Annotated in this window: 14 protein-coding genes; 10 read left to right on the top strand and 4 right to left on the bottom strand. The window is 70.2% G+C overall.

Annotated features, from left to right (window positions below):
- Position 1 precedes the first annotated feature (1 nt).
- Positions 2-451 carry a metallopeptidase family protein gene (locus ACFY10_RS18525; protein WP_390666727.1) on the bottom strand — a complete coding sequence of 150 codons (450 nt, stop codon included), beginning with the start codon at positions 449-451 and terminating at the stop codon, positions 2-4.
- 292 nt (positions 452-743) lie between these two features.
- Here ACFY10_RS18525 and ACFY10_RS18520 point away from each other — a divergent pair, with 292 nt between their 5' ends.
- The 7 genes from ACFY10_RS18520 to ACFY10_RS18490 all read left to right on the top strand — a co-directional run bounded on the left by ACFY10_RS18520 (position 744) and on the right by ACFY10_RS18490 (position 8,509).
- Positions 744-1,169 (top strand): DUF3499 domain-containing protein, encoded by a 426-nt coding sequence (locus ACFY10_RS18520; RefSeq protein ID WP_275773589.1) that lies wholly within the window; start codon positions 744-746, stop codon positions 1,167-1,169.
- 126 nt (positions 1,170-1,295) lie between these two features.
- On the top strand, positions 1,296-2,912 hold the full coding sequence (locus ACFY10_RS18515) for an L-lactate permease (RefSeq protein WP_390666726.1): 1,617 nt from the start codon (positions 1,296-1,298) through the stop codon (positions 2,910-2,912).
- 150 nt (positions 2,913-3,062) lie between these two features.
- Positions 3,063-4,427 (top strand): phosphomannomutase/phosphoglucomutase, encoded by a 1,365-nt coding sequence (locus tag ACFY10_RS18510; RefSeq protein ID WP_390666205.1) that lies wholly within the window; start codon positions 3,063-3,065, stop codon positions 4,425-4,427.
- A gap of 293 nt (positions 4,428-4,720) precedes the next feature.
- Positions 4,721-4,891, top strand: coding sequence for a Trm112 family protein (locus ACFY10_RS18505; RefSeq protein ID WP_390666204.1), 171 nt, complete (start codon positions 4,721-4,723; stop codon positions 4,889-4,891).
- A 121-nt stretch (positions 4,892-5,012) separates the two neighbouring features.
- The gene (locus ACFY10_RS18500) at positions 5,013-6,143 is read left to right on the top strand and encodes an SIS domain-containing protein (protein WP_390666203.1); all 1,131 of its coding nucleotides are present in this window, start codon (positions 5,013-5,015) and stop codon (positions 6,141-6,143) included.
- A 73-nt stretch (positions 6,144-6,216) separates the two neighbouring features.
- Positions 6,217-7,368: a mannose-6-phosphate isomerase, class I gene (gene manA / locus ACFY10_RS18495; protein WP_390666202.1), complete on the top strand. Its 1,152-nt coding sequence runs from the start codon at positions 6,217-6,219 to the stop codon at positions 7,366-7,368.
- 160 nt (positions 7,369-7,528) lie between these two features.
- On the top strand, positions 7,529-8,509 hold the full coding sequence (locus tag ACFY10_RS18490; protein WP_390666201.1) for a cation diffusion facilitator family transporter: 981 nt from the start codon (positions 7,529-7,531) through the stop codon (positions 8,507-8,509).
- Between the two features lie 61 nt (positions 8,510-8,570).
- Here the strand turns inward: ACFY10_RS18490 and lepB are convergent, their stop codons facing one another.
- Positions 8,571-9,239, bottom strand: coding sequence for a signal peptidase I (gene lepB, locus ACFY10_RS18485; RefSeq protein WP_390666200.1), 669 nt, complete (start codon positions 9,237-9,239; stop codon positions 8,571-8,573).
- A 108-nt stretch (positions 9,240-9,347) separates the two neighbouring features.
- The gene (locus tag ACFY10_RS18480; protein WP_390666199.1) at positions 9,348-11,465 is read right to left on the bottom strand and encodes a fructose-specific PTS transporter subunit EIIC; all 2,118 of its coding nucleotides are present in this window, start codon (positions 11,463-11,465) and stop codon (positions 9,348-9,350) included.
- Between the two features lie 471 nt (positions 11,466-11,936).
- Here ACFY10_RS18480 and ahcY point away from each other — a divergent pair, with 471 nt between their 5' ends.
- Entirely contained in the window at positions 11,937-13,394 is a 1,458-nt protein-coding gene (ahcY, locus tag ACFY10_RS18475) for an adenosylhomocysteinase (protein WP_390666198.1), read from the top strand.
- Positions 13,395-13,543: 149 nt separating this feature from the next.
- Positions 13,544-14,158: a hypothetical protein gene (locus ACFY10_RS18470; protein WP_390666197.1), complete on the top strand. Its 615-nt coding sequence runs from the start codon at positions 13,544-13,546 to the stop codon at positions 14,156-14,158.
- A gap of 58 nt (positions 14,159-14,216) precedes the next feature.
- Here ACFY10_RS18470 and ACFY10_RS18465 read toward each other — a convergent pair whose 3' ends face one another.
- Positions 14,217-15,254, bottom strand: coding sequence for an RDD family protein (locus tag ACFY10_RS18465; RefSeq protein WP_390666196.1), 1,038 nt, complete (start codon positions 15,252-15,254; stop codon positions 14,217-14,219).
- 129 nt (positions 15,255-15,383) lie between these two features.
- On the opposite strand from ACFY10_RS18465, the gene ACFY10_RS18460 reads away from it, so the two are divergent.
- Positions 15,384-16,391: a stage II sporulation protein M gene (locus ACFY10_RS18460; RefSeq protein ID WP_390666195.1), complete on the top strand. Its 1,008-nt coding sequence runs from the start codon at positions 15,384-15,386 to the stop codon at positions 16,389-16,391.
- Positions 16,392-16,800: the final 409 nt, after the last annotated feature.

Genomic DNA, 16,800 nt, shown 5'->3' with positions numbered 1-16,800 from the left:
CTCAGTCCTCGCCGTAGCGTGGATCCACCGTCTCCGGAGTCAGCCCCAGCAACTCGGCGACCTGCTCCACGACCACCTCGTGCACCAGCGCGGCCCGCTCGTCACGCCCCTTGGTGCGGATCTCGACCGGTCGCCGATAGACGATCACCCGCGCCGGCCGTCCCTCCCGGGAGGGAATCGTGCCGCCCAGCGGCACCGCCTCGTCGTTCCATGCCTCGCCGGGGCCGTCCAGACGCGGCACCTCGAGGACGAGGAAATCGATCTCGGCGAGCTGCGGCCACCGCCGTTCCAGCCGCTCCACGGAGTCCTGCACCAGATCCGCGAACGCCTCGGCACGGCTCGCAGCGAGCGGCACCTGGGGCGGCGCGATCGGGCCGCGCATGCCCCGGCCGTGGCGATCACGACGGCGGGGCCCGGAGCGGGCGGCACGGGGCGGTACGGGGTTGTCCATCACTGGTGAAGCGTAGTCCCCGCCGGGACCGTGCGCCGTGCCCCACGCGGCTGGCCGGACGGCCTCCGACCCCCCTGGACGGCATGTCGCAGGATGACCATTCCAGCCAAGGTTGGGCTCGTTTCCGTATCTCTCCGAGACCGACGATCTTGGGGCAAATGACGGTGTTTGTACGGTGTGTTGATCGGGCGCAGAAGTGCGCGACGCCCTGTGAATGCGCGTCCGTGCAGGTCAACAGGGTGTTCCCGGAGAGGTGTGTGGGGTGTTTCACACTACGACACGGTGGAGTGACCTGGGGGAGAGTCGTCGCGGCCCGCTCAAGAGTGCGGTACCGTCCAACGTCGTGAGCCCTGTACGTCGCTGTTCGCGCACCGCTTGCGGCCGTCCCGCCGTCGCGACGCTGACGTACGTCTACGCCGACTCGACCGCGGTCCTCGGCCCGCTCGCCACCTACGCCGAACCCCACTGCTACGACCTGTGCGCCGAGCACTCCGAGCGCCTCACCGCCCCGCGCGGCTGGGAGGTCGTCCGGCTCCTCGACGGCTCCGCTCCGGCCCGCCCCAGCGGCGACGACCTGGAAGCGCTTGCCAACGCGGTGCGCGAGGCGGCACGCCCCCAGGAGCGGGCGGCCGGTGCCGGCGGTGGCGGGCGCACGGCGGACCCGATGGAGGTCGCGCGGCGCGGGCATCTGCGGGTGCTGCGGTCTCCCGACAACTGAGGACGTCCACCCCCTCCGTTTCATCCAGCGGTGCACGCCCATTGACGCGCCCTTGTCGCGGACACGACCATTCCGGGTGGCCGGCGGGAAATCGCTTTCCGCATGCCGGAATCCGGGGAGGCGCCCGTGTACGTCCAGGAACTGGAACCCGTCGCCGACTCGCTCGGCCTGTCCGCCCTCGTCGCGGCCCTGCCCCTGGTGATCGTCCTGGTCCTGCTCGGAGGGGTGCGCATGAAGGCGCACCTGGCGGGCGCGACAGGCCTCCTGGCGGCCGTCCTGGTCGCCTGGCTCGCTTACGGCATGCCGCTCGACCAGACGCTCTCCAGCGCCGCCCAGGGAGCCGTCTTCGGCCTCTTCCCCATCCTGTGGATCGTCGTCAACGCCCTGTGGGTGTACCGGATGACCGTCCGCACCCGGCACTTCGACATCCTGCGCCGCTCCTTCGGCCGGCTGTCGGACGACCCGCGCATCCAGGCGCTCGTGGTCGCGTTCTGCTTCGGTGCGCTCCTGGAGGCCCTCGCCGGATTCGGTGCGCCGGTCGCGATCTGCTCGGTCATGCTCGTCGCCCTCGGCTTCGACCCGGTGCGCGCGGCGGTCGTCGCGCTCGTCGCCAACACCGCGCCGGTCGCCTTCGGGGCGATGGGCACCCCGGTCGTGACGCTCGCGCAGGTGACGGGGCTGCCGCTGGACTCCGTGGCCTCTGTGGTGGGGCGTCAAACACCGCTGCTGGCACTGGTGGTGCCGCTCGTCCTGGTCTGGCTGGTGGACGGGCGGCGCGGTCTGCGCGAGACCTGGGTGCCCGCCCTGGTGTGCGGAGTCGCCTTCGCCGTCGCCCAGTTCGCCGCCTCCAACTACGTCTCCGCCCAACTCGCCGACATCGGCGCCTCCTTGGCGGGCGCGGGCGCCCTGGTCGCCGTACCGCACGCGCGCGTGCCCGCCACCGAGTCCGTACGCGCGTCCGTGCTGACCGGCGTACGCAGCGAGGAACTGGACGAGCAGGACCCGCGCCGCGAAGTCCTGCGCGCCTACGCCCCGTACGCACTCATCGTCGCGATCTTCTCGGTCGCCCAGATCCCGGCGGTCAAGGACTGGCTGGCCCGGGCCACCCAGACGTACGACTGGCCGTTCCTGGAGGTCGCCGGGCCGGACGGGAAGCCGGTCGGCGGCAATGTCTTCACCTGGCCGATCGTGTCGACGGGCGGCACGCTCGTGCTGCTCGCCGGAGTCTGCACGGCGGTCGTACTCGGCGTGCACGCACGCGTGGCGGTCAAGGAGTGGCTCGCGACCGTGCACGAGCTGAGGTTCGCGATCCTGACCGTGACGTCCGTGCTGGCGCTCGCGTACGTCATGAACCTCTCCGGACAGGCGGGCACCATCGGCCACTTCGTGGCGGCGGCGGGAGCCGGACTGGCCTTCCTCTCGCCCGTCCTGGGCTGGTTCGGGGTGGCCGTCTCCGGCTCGGACACGTCGGCCAACGCCCTGTTCGGGGCCCTGCAGGTGACCGCCGCCCACGAGTCCGGCCTGTCCCCCGAACTCCTGGCAGCCGCCAACAGTTCGGGCGGCGTACTCGGCAAGATGATCTCGCCGCAGAACCTCACCATCGCATGCGCGGCCGTGGGCCTCGCGGGCCGCGAGGGGGATCTGCTGCGCAAGGTGCTGCCCTGGAGTGCGGGATTGCTGCTGGTGATGTGCCTGATCGTGATGGGCCAGAGCTCACCGGTCCTGGACTGGATGCTGCCCTGACTCTTCCCGGATCCTGCCCCGACTCTTCCCGGTTTCTCACCCGGCTCTGACCTGAGATTACGGCTGGGGGTCCACTCGGAGTCGGCGCAGCGCACGGCCAACCGGTACGGGTAGTTTGAGGCGACCGATAGGACTTCAGGAGGGTTGGCCGTGGCTGCTGATCTGTCGCAGATCGTGAAGGCGTACGACGTACGCGGGGTGGTCCCGGACCAGTGGGACGAGTCGCTGGCCGAACTGTTCGGGGCGGCCTTCGTCCAGGTGACGGGGGCGGACGCGATCGTGATCGGCCACGACATGCGGCCGTCGTCCCCCGGTCTGTCGCGTGCCTTCGCGCGCGGGGCGGCCGCACAGGGCGTCGACGTGACCGAGATCGGCCTGTGCTCGACCGATCAGCTGTACTACGCCTCGGGCGCCCTGAACCTGCCGGGCGCGATGTTCACGGCCTCCCACAACCCGGCGCAGTACAACGGCATCAAGCTGTGCCGCGCGGGCGCGGCGCCGGTGGGCCAGGACACGGGCCTGGCCCAGATCCGCGAACTGGCCGAGCAGTGGACGGAGTCGGGCGCTCCGCAACCGGCCGCGACGCCGGGAACCATCACGCAGCGCGACACGTTGTCGGACTACGCGGCCCACCTCCGCTCCCTCGTCGACCTGAGCTCCATCCGCCCCCTGAAGGTCGTGGTCGACGCGGGCAACGGCATGGGCGGCCACACGGTCCCGACGGTCTTCGCGGGCCTGCCCCTGACCCTCGTCCCGATGTACTTCGAACTCGACGGCACGTTCCCGAACCACGAGGCGAACCCGCTGGACCCGGCGAACCTCGTCGACCTGCAGCAGCGTGTCCGCGAGGAGGGCGCCGACCTCGGCATCGCCTTCGACGGTGACGCGGACCGCTGCTTCGTCGTCGACGAGCACGGCGACCCGGTCTCGCCGTCCGCGATCACGGCCCTCGTGGCCGCGCGGGAGCTGGCCAGGAACGGCGGCAAGGGCGTGATCATCCACAACCTGATCACATCCTGGTCGGTCCCCGAGGTGGTTCGCGAACACGGCGGCACCCCGGCCCGTACCCGAGTCGGCCACTCCTTCATCAAGGCCGAAATGGCGACGTCGGGCGCGATCTTCGGCGGCGAACACTCGGCCCACTACTACTTCAAGGACTTCTGGAACGCCGACACGGGCATGCTGGCCGCCCTCCACGTCCTCGCGGCCCTCGGCGGCCAGACGGGCCCCCTCTCCAACCTCACCGCCGAGTACGACCGCTACGTCGGCTCCGGCGAGATCAACTCCACGGTCGCCGACCAGGCCGACCGCCTGGCGGCCATCAAGTCGGCGTACGGCACCCGCGAGGACGTAGCCCTCGACGAACTCGACGGCCTGACGGTCACCTCCACCGACTGGTGGTTCAACGTCCGCCCCTCCAACACCGAACCGCTGCTGCGTCTGAACGCAGAGGCGAGGGACGAGGCAACGATGACAAAGATCCGCGACGAGGCCTTGGCCATCATCCGAGCCTGACCACTCTCAGCCCGTCCGGCGTTTGAGGACGAGGCCGTTCAGGCCGATCGGGGGTCCAGGGGGCGGAGCCCCTGGCGGGGTCGAAGGGGCGGAGCCCCTGGGGACGGGACGGGTAAGGGCGGCGGGGGCGACTGCATCCATCAGCGACTCCGCCGCAGGGCTCCCACAGCCACCCGACCCGACCCCGTCCCAACCCCGGCACCCCGCCCCCCACGGCGGTACGCTGACCAGGCACATCCGCACACGCACACGCCCAAGCAAGCGCAACCGCACCTCCCCGAAGGGACACACCCATGCCGCTCGAAGCCGGCCTCCTGGAGATCCTCGCCTGCCCGGCCTGCCACGCCCCTCTCAAGGAGCAGGAATCCGAGCTGATCTGCACGGGTGAGGACTGCGGCCTGGCCTACCCCGTCCGCGACGGCATCCCCGTCCTGCTCGTCGACGAGGCCCGCCGCCCCGCCTGACGCCGCCCCCGCCACCTGCGCAGACAGGCACCGCACGCAGGCACCTGCGCACGAAGCCCCGGCGCGCGTACGACCCCTGGCGCGCACTCAAGGAACCCCCGGCGATCGGAGGCTGCCGCCCATGCTCGACGAATCGCTGCTCGACACCCCCGAGGCACTCTCGGAGGCCGACCGCCGCGGCCTGCTCCGCGGCGCCGCCGAGGCAGGAGCCCGCGTCCGCACGGCCGCGCGGCACGCCGCAGAGGCCGGCGTCAACGACCTCAAGCCCGACGGCCGCCCCCGCGCGGTCCTCATCGCGGGCCCCGGCGCCGCAGCGATCTGCGCCGCCGACCTCCTCGGCACCCTCGCCGGCCCCGGCAGCCCGGTCATCCGCCTCGCCCCCACCGGCGTCGCCCCCGCCGCGGGCGCCCTGCGCTGGGAGCTCCCGGGCTGGGCCGGGAGCGTCGACCTGCTCCTGATCACCACTCCCGACGGCACCGAACCGGGCCTGTCCCTGCTCGCCGACGCGGCCTACCGCCGAGGCTGCACGGTCGTCGCGGTCGCCCCCGCCCGCACCCCGCTCATCGAGGCGGTGGAAGGCGCCCACGGCCTCTTCGTGCCGATGGCGACAGCCCCGTACGAGCAGGACGAAGAAGAGCTCGCCGCATCCGCCCCCGGCGTCCTGTGGGCGCTGCTCACGCCCCTCCTCGCCCTTCTCGACCGCACCGGCCTGGTCACCGCCCCGCCGGAGGCCGTCGAGAAGATCGCCGACCGCCTCGACCACATCGCCGAACGCTGCGGCCCCGCCATCGCGACCTACAGCAACCCCGCCAAGACGCTCGCCGCCGAACTCGCCGACGCGCTGCCCGTCGTATGGACCGAGGGCGTCTCGGCAGGCGCCGCGGGCCGCCGTTTCGCGGCCGCCCTCGCCGAACTCGCCGGCCGCCCGGCGGTCGTGGCCGAACTCCCCGAGGCACTCGCCGCACACAGCGCCCTGCTGGCCGGTCCGCTCGCCGCCAGCGCCGACCCGGACGACTTCTTCCGCGACCGCGTAGAGGAAGCACCCGCCCTGCACGCGCGCGTGGTGTTGCTCCGCGACCGCCCGATCGGCGGCCTCACCGCGGCCCCCGCCGCCCGTGACCTGGCCCTCAGCCACGACACGCCGATCAGCGAGCTGGAACCGGAACCCGGCGACGAACTGGAGACCCTCGCCGAACTGATCGCCATCACGGATTTCGCCGCCGTTTACCTGGCGCTCGCCTCGGGGGCCTGACGTTGACCCGCGCAACCCGCGCCCACTGACCAGCGCCCGCCGAGCGGCGTACGTACGGAGACGAAGACACAGCATGGACCGCCTCGACAACACCATCCGCCCCTACGCCTGGGGTTCGACCACCGCGATCCCGCACCTGCTCGGTGTCGAACCGACCGGTGAACCGCAGGCGGAGATGTGGATGGGCGCCCATCCCGGCGCCCCCTCGCGCACCGAACGCGGCACGCTCGTCGAGGTCGTCGACGCGGACCCGGAGAAGGAACTCGGCCCGGCCGCCGTCGCCAAATTCGGCCCCCGCCTGCCCTTCCTCCTCAAGATCCTCGCCGCGGGCGCCCCGCTCTCCCTCCAGGTGCACCCCAACTTGGCGCAGGCGAAGGAGGGTTACGAGGACGAGGAGCGCCGGAACATCCCCGTCGACGCCCCGCACCGCAACTACAAGGACGCCAACCACAAGCCCGAACTGATCTGCGCGCTCACCGAGTTCGACGGCCTGTGCGGCTTCCGCGACCCGCTCCAGGCGGCCGACCTGCTGGACGGCCTCGGCGTCGACTCCCTCAAGCCGTACGTCGACCTGCTGCACGCCCACCCCGAGGACGCGGCCCTGCGTGAGGTCCTGACGGCGATCCTGACCGCCGACCCGGAGGAGATGCACCACACGGTCGCCGAAGCCGCGGCCGCCTGCACCCGCCTCGGCGGCGACTACGCGCCCTACGCGGACATCGCCCACCACTACCCCGGCGACCCGGGCGTCATCGCCGCGATGCTCCTCAACCACGTCCGTCTGCAGCCGGGCGAGGCCCTGTTCCTCGGCGCAGGCATCCCGCACGCGTACCTCAACGGCCTCGGCGTCGAGATCATGGCCAACTCCGACAACGTCCTGCGCTGCGGCCTGACCCCCAAGCACGTCGACGTCCCCGAACTCCTGCGCATCGTCCGCTTCGAGGCCGGCGACCCCGGAGTGCTGCGTCCCGAGGCGTCCCCGGACGGCGAGGAGGTCTACGAGACGCCGATCGACGAATTCCGGCTGTCGCGGTACGTCCTCCCCGAGGGCGGCTCCGCCCACGACCTCACCCGCGCCACCCCGCAGATCCTGCTCTGCACGGCCGGTGCCGTGCGGGCGGGCGAACACGAACTGCGCCCCGGCCGGTCGGTCTTCGTCCCGGCGGGCGAGAAGGCGGAAGTGTCCGGAGCCGGCACGGTCTTCCGGGCCACGGTGGTCGTGTGATTCCGGATCGGTGCGATCGTATGACCGGGGTTGTGGATACCTGACGCGCCGTCGTCGGGCAGGGCTGCAAGAATGGCCCACCGGCAAAGGACGGGCAAAGCCGCGACGAGGCGGGGCCCCGGACGGCGTACGTACGAAGGCGAAGGGACAACGCGGACACATGAGCGCGTCAGGCGGCACCAGGGCGATCGTGGCGGCACTCGGCGCCAACCTCGCGATCGCGGCATCGAAGTTCGTGGCGTTCGCGTTCAGCGGCTCCTCGTCGATGCTCGCCGAGGGCGTGCACTCGCTCGCCGACTCCGGCAACCAGGCCCTGCTCCTGATCGGCGGCAAGAAGGCCCAGCGCGAGGCCACCCCGCAACACCCCTTCGGCTACGGCCGCGAGCGGTACATCTACGCCTTCCTCGTCTCGATCGTCCTCTTCTCCGTCGGCGGCATGTTCGCCATCTATGAGGGCTACGAGAAGATCCGCCACCCGCACGAGATCGAGCACTGGTACTGGCCGGTGGGCGTCCTCGTCTTCGCGATCGTCGCCGAGGGCTTCTCGTTCCGCACGGCCATCAAGGAGTCGAACGAGCTGCGCGGCAAGCTGTCCTGGTCGCAGTTCATCCGCCGCGCCAAGGCACCCGAGCTGCCCGTCGTCCTCCTGGAGGACTTCGGTGCGCTCATCGGTCTGGTCCTCGCCCTCGGCGGCGTCGGCATGGCCCTGCTCACCGACGACGGCGTCTGGGACGGCATCGGCACGGTCTGCATCGGCATCCTGCTCGTCCTCATCGCCCTCGTCCTGGCCGCCGAGACCAAGTCCCTCCTCCTCGGCGAGGCCGCCGGCGTCGAGGAGGTCCAGAAGATCGAGGCCGCCATCGTCGACGGTGACACGGTCACCGGCATCATCCACATGCGCACGCTCCACCTCGGCCCCGAAGAGCTGCTGATCGCCGCCAAGATCGCCGTCCAGCACGACGACACGGCCGCCGAGGTAGCCTCCGCCATCAACGCTGCCGAGGCCCGCATCCGTGCCGCCGTCCCCATCGCCCGGGTCATCTACCTCGAGCCGGACATCTACAGCGAGGCCGAGGCCGCCAAGGGCCCCGACCGCGAGGCCACGCCCGGGGGACCGGCACCGCACCCCGCGGGCCACTGACCCTTTTCCGCCGTACGACGACGGGGCCCGCCGAACGCTCGGCGGGCCCCGTCGGCCGTCATCACACCTGTACGGCCCAGGGCGGGGGCGGGGGCACGACGACACGCTTCCGTACGGCCACGGCCGCGATCCCCAGCCCGAGCCCGGTAAGCGCCATCAGGACCCCCACCAGCGCGGCCGCCCCGAGCAGCGCGAACACGGTGTAGTCGTCCGTCACACGGCCCTGGACCGCGCTCACGGGCACTGTTCCACCGTGATCGTCGGGAAAGGCCCGCGAGTCCCGCGAGTTCAACCGGTGATCACCGAGCACGAAGAGCCGACCCTCGGGCACCTGCACGTCGTACGACTGATGCGTTCCGTCGGCGATGCCCTCCGACACGTACGGCTCGTCGAGCGGCTTGCCGTTCACCAGGAGCCGCCCGTCCTCGCCTCCGCCCGTGCAGCAGACGATGTGATCGCCGCCCACTCCGATGACGCGCTGCATGACGACGGCGCCCTGATAGCGCTCCGGCGCCGAGTAGAGCACGACGTCGCCGCGCCGCACGCCGGTCCCGTCCATACGCTCGTACACCAGCTGCTGCCCCTGTGTGTAGGTCGGCGACATGCTGTCGCTGGCGACCGTGGTGCCGTGGTAGCCGGTCCACAGGCTCAACAGCGCCACAACGACCAGCACCACCCCCAGCGGCCCCAGCACCCCCGCCCAGATCCCGAGCTTCCGCGCCCTGCTCATCGCCACTCCCTCCCCACGCGGAACATCCGCGCCGCGCAGAGGGTAGCGGCCCTCTGCGAACCGGCTGTGCGGGCCTGCGCCCTCGCCAGGACGCAGGCCCTGAACCGGCTACCGGATCTCGCTCAGCACGCCGAGCACCGCCTGCTCGTCCCCGGCCGCCAAGAGCCGCTCCCGGAACCCGGCGTCCATCAACTTCCGTGACAACAGCGCCAGAATCCGCAGGTGCTCATCGCCCGCGGCCGCCTCCGGCACGGCGATCACGAACACCAGCCGCGCCTTCGTACCGTCCAACGACCCCCACTCCACGCCTTCTGCGGACCGAGCGAACCCGACGACCGGCGCAGTCACCGCGTCCGTCTTGGCATGCGGAATCGCGATCTCCTCGCCGAGCCCGGTCGTACCCTGCTCCTCGCGCCGCAGCGCCGCCCGCACGAGTTCGTCCGCATCCGCCACCTTGCCGCTCCGCGCCAGCAGCTCCGCCATCTCCCGGATGGCAGCCTCCTTCTCCTGCGCGTCGAGCCGGACCTTGACGGTCTGCTGGGTGAGGTAGCCGGAGAGGACGTCATCGCCGCTCTCGGCGGACTCGGCCGGCTCGGCCTCAGGAGCGGGGCCGCTTACTGAGACCGAGCCCGAAGTGGGCAGCATGGATCCACCCACGGTCTGCGTCGATACGCCGGCACGCGCGTCCGAACCTGCCGACGACACCGCCACGCCCGCCGGGACCAGCGCGGGCTCGGCACCAACCACGCCCACGACGGCCACCGGCGCACCGCGCCGCCTGCGCTCACTCATGTCGACCAGGGTCACGGTGGTCAGCGCCGTGACCACCGTGCCGAACACCACCGCCACGAAGAACATCGGTACGCCGCTGACCGCGCCCAGCACAGCCACGATCGGCCCACCGTGCGGCACCGCGTCCTTCACCCCGGCGACACCGGCGACCGCACCGGCCACCGCGCCGCCGAGCATGTTGGCCGGAATGACCTGCGCGGGCCGCGCCGCCGCGAACGGGATCGCCCCCTCGGAGATACCGAAACAGCCCATGAACAGGGACGCGAGACCGGTCTCCCGCTCCTGCTCGGTGTAGAGCCGCTTCCTTATCAGCGACGCCAACCCCTGCCCCAGCGGCATGACCGGGATAGCGGCGGCGCACATCCCCATGACCGTCTGGTTGCCGGTCGCAATGAGTCCCGCGCCGAACAGGAAGGCCGTCTTGTTGACCGGCCCGCCCATGTCGAACGCGATCATGAGCCCCAGAATCGCGCCGAGCAGGATCGCGCTGGTGCCCGTCATTCCACTGAGCCAGCTGGTCAGATGCTCGAACACCCACGAGATCGGCTTCCCGATGACGTAGATGAAGAACATCCCGAGCACCGTCGTCGCCACGATCGGGATCACGATGATCGGCATGATCGGCTGCACGAACTTCGGAACCCTGAACTTCTTGATCCACAGCACCAGATACCCGGCAAGGAACCCGGTCACGATCGCCCCGATGAACCCCGCGCCCGCCTTGGAGCCGTACAAGGACCCGGTGTTGGCGATCCAGCCACCGATCATGCCCGGCACGAGCGCAGGCCGATCACCGATGGCATACGCGATGTACCCGGACAGAATCGGCACCATCAGCGTGAAGCCGATGACCCCGATGTTGTTCACGTCCATCCAGAAGGAGCCCTTCGGGATGACCAGACCACCGGAGGGGTCCGCGTGCCCACCGAGCGAGAGCGAGACGGCGATCAGCAATCCGCCGACCACCACGAACGGGATCATGTAACTGACCCCATTCATCAGCGCCTTGTACGTGACGCTCCGCTCCCTGCCACCGCCCGCCGCCGAAGCCGCCGCAGCGCTACCGGGCTCATACACCGGCGCCGACCGCACCTGCTCGATCAGCCGCTCGGGGTGGCGAATGCCCTCGGCCACCCCGACCCTGAGAACCCGCTTGCCCGCGAAACGACTCAGGTCCACGTCTTTGTCCGCGGCGACGATGACGCCGTCCGCGGTTCTGACATCGTTGTCGCCGAGGATGTTTTCAGCCCCGATGGATCCCTGGGTCTCCACCTTCATGCCGATGCCACGGCTCTCGGCAGCCTGCGCGAGCTTCTCCGCAGCCATGTACGTGTGTGCGATGCCGGTCGGGCATGCGGTCACCGCGAGCAGCTTCAGCCGCCTCTGCTCGCCATCGCCGCCGCCCATGGGGGGAGGGCCGGCCGGATTGGTCACTTCGATCTCCTAACGCCTTTGTCGCACGAAGCGCCGTCCCGGACGCCCCGCAAGATCGATCAGTGGTTCCCGATCTCCTGGCATCCTGCAACACCCGCCGCCCGGCTCAAAGGCACGAAAGTCCCTGTTCGACCTGGTCTGCTGCCTCCTGCTCTCCCGTTCGTAGGTGACCTGTTATCGCTCCCCCCAACCCTCGCGACCAGCGCCCGCCACACGTCCCGATCGGCGCGATGTGTTCGAAGGCGGACTGGGGGCCGCCGGGCCGACCGGTGTAGCTTGGGACGGAGCCAGACGTCGCTGCTGATGGCGGTCGGGCGGTCCCACTGCGGACCGACCGAGGGAGAGAGGGCCTCCGACGGACTGCGCTGCGCGCACGCGGGCATGCCTGTGTCCTCTTTCGGGCACCCCTGTGTCCGCCGCCGCGCAGACCAGCCGTACCCACCTCGCCCCAACCCCGAGGAGCAGCTCGCAATGACGACTGTCGACAACCGACAGGACTTCAAGGTCGCCGACCTCTCCCTGGCCGACTTCGGCCGCAAGGAGATCACCCTCGCCGAGCACGAGATGCCCGGCCTGATGGCGATCCGCAAGGAGTACGCCGAGACGCAGCCGCTGGCCGGCGCCCGCGTCACCGGCTCCCTGCACATGACCGTGCAGACCGCCGTCCTCATCGAGACCCTGGTCGCCCTGGGCGCGCAGGTCCGCTGGGCCTCCTGCAACATCTTCTCCACCCAGGACCACGCGGCCGCCGCCATCGCCGTCGGCCCGAACGGCACGCCCGAGAACCCGCAGGGCATCCCGGTCTTCGCCTGGAAGGGCGAGACCCTGGAGGAGTACTGGTGGTGCACCGAGCAGGCGCTGACCTGGCCGGACAGCCCCACCGGCGGCCCCAACATGATTCTCGACGACGGCGGCGACGCCACCCTCCTCGTCCACAAGGGCGTCGAGTACGAGAAGGACGGCAAGGTCCCCTCCGTCGACACCGCCGAGTCCGACGAGCACCGCGTCATCCTCGAACTCCTGCACCGCACCATCACCAACGGCTCGCAGAAGTGGACCCAGCTCGCCTCGGAGATCCGCGGCGTGACCGAGGAGACCACCACCGGCGTCCACCGCCTGTACGAGATGCAGCGTGACGGCGTCCTCCTGTTCCCGGCGATCAACGTGAACGACGCCGTCACCAAGTCGAAGTTCGACAACAAGTACGGCTGCCGCCACTCCCTGATCGACGGCATCAACCGCGCCACCGACGTCCTCATCGGCGGCAAGACCGCGGTCGTCTGCGGCTACGGCGACGTGGGCAAGGGCTGCGCGGAGTCCCTGCGCGGACAGGGCGCCCGCGTCATCGTCACCGAGATCGACCCGATCTGCGCCCTTCAGGCGGCGATGGACGGTTACCAGGTCACGACCCTCGACGAGGTCGTCGACAAGGCCGACATCTTCGTCACCACGACCGGCAACAAGGACATCATCATGGCCTCGGACATGGCCAAGATGAAGCACCAGGCGATCGTCGGCAACATCGGCCACTTCGACAACGAGATCGACATGGCCGGCCTCGCCAAGATCCCGGGCATCGTCAAGGACGAGGTCAAGCCGCAGGTCCACACCTGGAAGTTCCCGGACGGCAAGGTGATCATCGTGCTGTCCGAGGGCCGCCTGCTGAACCTGGGCAACGCCACCGGTCACCCGTCGTTCGTGATGTCCAACTCCTTCGCGGACCAGACTCTGGCCCAGATCGAGCTGTTCACCAAGCCCGACGAGTACCCGACCGGCGTGTACACGCTGCCCAAGCACCTCGACGAGAAGGTCGCTCGTCTCCACCTGGACTCGCTCGGCGTGAAGCTGACCACGCTCCGCCCCGAGCAGGCCGCGTACATCGGCGTGGAGGTCGAGGGCCCGTACAAGTCGGACCACTACCGCTACTGAGCGGCTCGGCGCCGCTGCGGTGAGCGCGTCGGTGCGCTGACACGCTCACCCGCAGCAGTTCCTCCGAGGCAGGCCCCCGCACCCCCGTGCCGGGGGCCTGCCCCTTTGGCCGCTGCGGCCGGACCAGCCCGTCAAGACCCAGGACCCTCATGCCCCGCGGCCGTTATTCGCTCCACGATCCGCACGATCACACCCCCCTCGCAGACGAGCACTTCCACTGCGCCCCCGGCCCCTCCGGCTGGCGCTACGTCTCCCAACTCACCACCCCTGCGGGAGATCACCGGGGCTCCGTCGACCTCGCCCTCGACGAACTGGGGCGCCCCATCCGCCTCGAACTCCACGCCGCGGGCTGGCAGGTCCGCGGCGCCGCCCTCGACGGCGTCACGTGGGTCCGCACGGACCCCACCGGAGCCCATGCCAGCGAAGGCAACGTCCGCGCCCACGCCTTCACCGGCACATCCCCCGCGTTCCTCATCGCCACCACCCGTCTCCTGCGCCTCACCCCCTCTGCCACAGCAACCCGCGTACGCCTCGTCGCCTTCACCGACCCCGTCCTCGCCCCGCGCACCGTGGACCAGTCCTGGGCCTTGGTGAACAGAGAAACACACGCCACTGACAACGCCCCTCTGACCGTGGACGAATACCAGGTCACAGCCCTGGACACGGGTGAGCAGCACGCCGTACACATCGCCGGCGACGTGGTGCTCGCGGCGCCCGGCGTCGAGCTCGAAGACCTCGAATCGCCGCCGTCCACATTCACCTGAGCTGGACGTTCGCCGGACCATGCGGCTCGTGCGTCGGCCGACGGCGGCCGCGACGGGGCTACGCCGGGGGTACGAACCCGGTGGACTCGGCGGTTCCGCTCGCGCCACTGGCCGGACGCCCGGTCGTCGTCGCATCCTGCGGTGCGGTCTGTGCGGTCTCGCGTGCCGGAGCTTCGTGTGTCGGCGCCTCAGCCTGCTGCCCGACCGCAGCTGGCTGCGCTACATGAGCGGCTGGCGGAGCCACCACCGGAGGGAATCCGGCCGGAGGCTCGTAGGAGCCCGGCGCACCACCTAGGCGTACGGCACCCGCAGACTGCCCACCCGCAGCCGGACTCCCCACCACCGATCCATTCGCGAAGGCCCGTCGTGCCTCGCGGGCCTGGCGCTCCTGCACCACAGCCGCCAGATACACCGCCGGCGGAACGCCCTGCGGAGCCGGTGTCCCCGTACGAGCCGAGAGGTCCGAAGCGAGCCGCTCCGCCATGGCCCAGCCGACCTGAGGGTCCAGCTGCTGCATCCGCGTCAAATACTGACGGACGGCGAGCCACAACCCGTCGGGAACCGCAGACAGATCAAGCCCCGAGAACCTTCCGGCCAGCCAGGGCGGCGGCGGAGGCAGGAAGCCGGTCCGCGCCACGGGCACCCGTTCCCGAACGACGAGAGTCCCGGCGAACACGTCGCCGAGCCGCCGCCCACGAGCCGACACAAGGGATGCGATGCAGGCGACGACCCCGAACGTCATCAGGATCTCGACCACGCCGATCCCACCCCGAACCAGTGCATGCCGGAACCGGATCGGCCCCCCGTCGTCCCGCACCACTCGCAGCCCGCAGGCCATCTTTCCGAGCGACCGACCGTGGCTGAGCGTCTCGACGGCGATCGGCCCGCCCACCAGCACCAGTACGAAGGTCGCGATCGACACCGCGATCTGCGCCGCGTCGTCCAGCGAAGCCGTGGCAGCGACCAGAGCGATGGTCAGGACTACGTAGACGACCATGGCCACGACCAGGTCGAGCAACACTGCAAGCGCCCTGCTGGGCAGCCTCGCGGGACGCAACTCCAGCGCCACCGCCTCGCCCGTCACAAGCTCACTCACGCCCGTAGTCCTTCCCCTGGCCTGCCCCGTGAACGGTCAGTCTGCCAAGCTGAGGGCGCATCGCGCCGCAGTACGAAAAGCTGACACCACGACGAGCCGCCGACGAGCAGCCGAGGAGCAGGCAAACCGATGGACCTCGACGTCTTCGTCACTGCCCACCGAGCCGAATGGGACCGCCTCGACGCTCTCCTCAAGCGTCAACGCCGCCTCACCGGCGCCGAGGTCGACGAACTCGTCGCGCTCTACCAGCGCACGGCCACTCACCTCTCGCTGATCCAGTCCAGCGCCCCCGATCCCCAGCTGACCGGACGCCTCAGCCAACTCGTGGCGCGCGCGCGTAGCGCGGTGACAGGCACCCGACGCGCCTCGTGGCGCGACGTCACACGCTTCCTGACGCAGGGCTTCCCTGCCGCGGTCTACAGATCGCGCCGCTGGTGGGTCCCCACCGCGCTCCTGTCCACGGTTGTCGCCGTCCTCCTGGGTTGGTGGATCGGCACCCACCCCGAGGTGCAGGCCACCATCGCGGCCCCCAGTGAGCTGCGCGAACTCACCCGTCCCGGGGGACAGTACGAGACGTACTACTCGAGCCACCCCGCGGCGTCCTTCGCCGCCCAGGTCTGGACGAACAACGCATGGGCCGCAGCTCAGTGCCTGATCCTCGGCGTCTTCCTCGGCCTGCCCGTCCTCTGGATCCTCTTCCAGAACATGCTCAACCTCGGGGTCGGCTTCGGCCTGATGTCCTCGGCCGGCCGACTCGACACCTTCCTCGGCCTCGTCCTCCCACACGGCCTGCTCGAACTGACGGCCGTCTTCGTGGCCGCCGGAACCGGCCTCCGCCTCGGCTGGACCCTCATAGACCCAGGCCCCCGCTCCCGACGCACGGCCCTCGCCGAGGAAGGCCGTGCCGCAGTGGGCATGGCGATCGGTCTCGCGCTCGTCCTCTTCGTCTCAGGTGCCATCGAAGGCTTCGTCACCCCGTCGGGCCTGCCCACCTGGGCCCGAATAGGCATCGGGGTCGCTGTAGAGCTCGCCTTCCTCGTGTACGTCTTCGTCCTGGGCGGCCGAGCAGCCCGTGCCGGGGAGACGGGTGACGTCGACACAGCGGACCGCAGCGCCACGGTGCCGATGGCCGCCTGATGTGCGGACACACCTCCTGAGCTGTTAGTCTCTCCTTCGCCCCACAAGAGCCGTTGACACGGACCAAGTGGGGAGGTAGATTCGAACAGTTGCCTGGAACTGGATCTAGTCCGGTCGGCAGCGGTGAGCATCTGTCTGCTTCTCGGAAACATCGATTTCGAAGAAGCCACTCCCGATGAATCGGAAATGAGCGGCCGGTCAGTCCGGCTCGAAAGTTCTGATAAAGTCGGAAGCGCCGGAAAGGGAAACGCGAAAGCGGGATCCTGGAAAGCACCGAGGAAATCGGATCGGGAAACGGTCTGATAGAGTCGGAAACGCAAGACCGAAGGGAAGCGCCCGGAGGAAAGCCCGCGAGGGTGAGTACGAAGGAAGCGTCCGTTCCTTGAGAACTCAACAGCGTGCCAAAAAT

This window comes from Streptomyces sp. NPDC001401, assembly GCF_042895385.1.
Lineage (GTDB): Bacteria > Actinomycetota > Actinomycetes > Streptomycetales > Streptomycetaceae > Streptomyces.
The sequence above is the reverse complement of the archived record's forward strand: the minus strand, read 5'-3'. Positions and strand labels throughout refer to the sequence as shown.

Bases quoted from the DNA above. Each gene is read 5' to 3' on its own strand.
- ACFY10_RS18525 (WP_390666727.1), bottom strand. From the start codon at position 451: ATGGACAACCCCGTACCGCCCCGTGCCGCCCGCTCCGGGCCCCGCCGT.
- ACFY10_RS18505 (WP_390666204.1), top strand. From the start codon at position 4,721: ATGCCGCTCGAAGCCGGCCTCCTGGAGATCCTCGCCTGCCCGGCCTGC.
- ACFY10_RS18500 (WP_390666203.1), top strand. From the start codon at position 5,013: ATGCTCGACGAATCGCTGCTCGACACCCCCGAGGCACTCTCGGAGGCC.
- manA (WP_390666202.1), top strand. From the start codon at position 6,217: ATGGACCGCCTCGACAACACCATCCGCCCCTACGCCTGGGGTTCGACC.
- ACFY10_RS18490 (WP_390666201.1), top strand. From the start codon at position 7,529: ATGAGCGCGTCAGGCGGCACCAGGGCGATCGTGGCGGCACTCGGCGCC.
- lepB (WP_390666200.1), bottom strand. From the start codon at position 9,239: ATGAGCAGGGCGCGGAAGCTCGGGATCTGGGCGGGGGTGCTGGGGCCG.
- ahcY (WP_390666198.1), top strand. From the start codon at position 11,937: ATGACGACTGTCGACAACCGACAGGACTTCAAGGTCGCCGACCTCTCC.
- ACFY10_RS18470 (WP_390666197.1), top strand. From the start codon at position 13,544: ATGCCCCGCGGCCGTTATTCGCTCCACGATCCGCACGATCACACCCCC.
- ACFY10_RS18460 (WP_390666195.1), top strand. From the start codon at position 15,384: ATGGACCTCGACGTCTTCGTCACTGCCCACCGAGCCGAATGGGACCGC.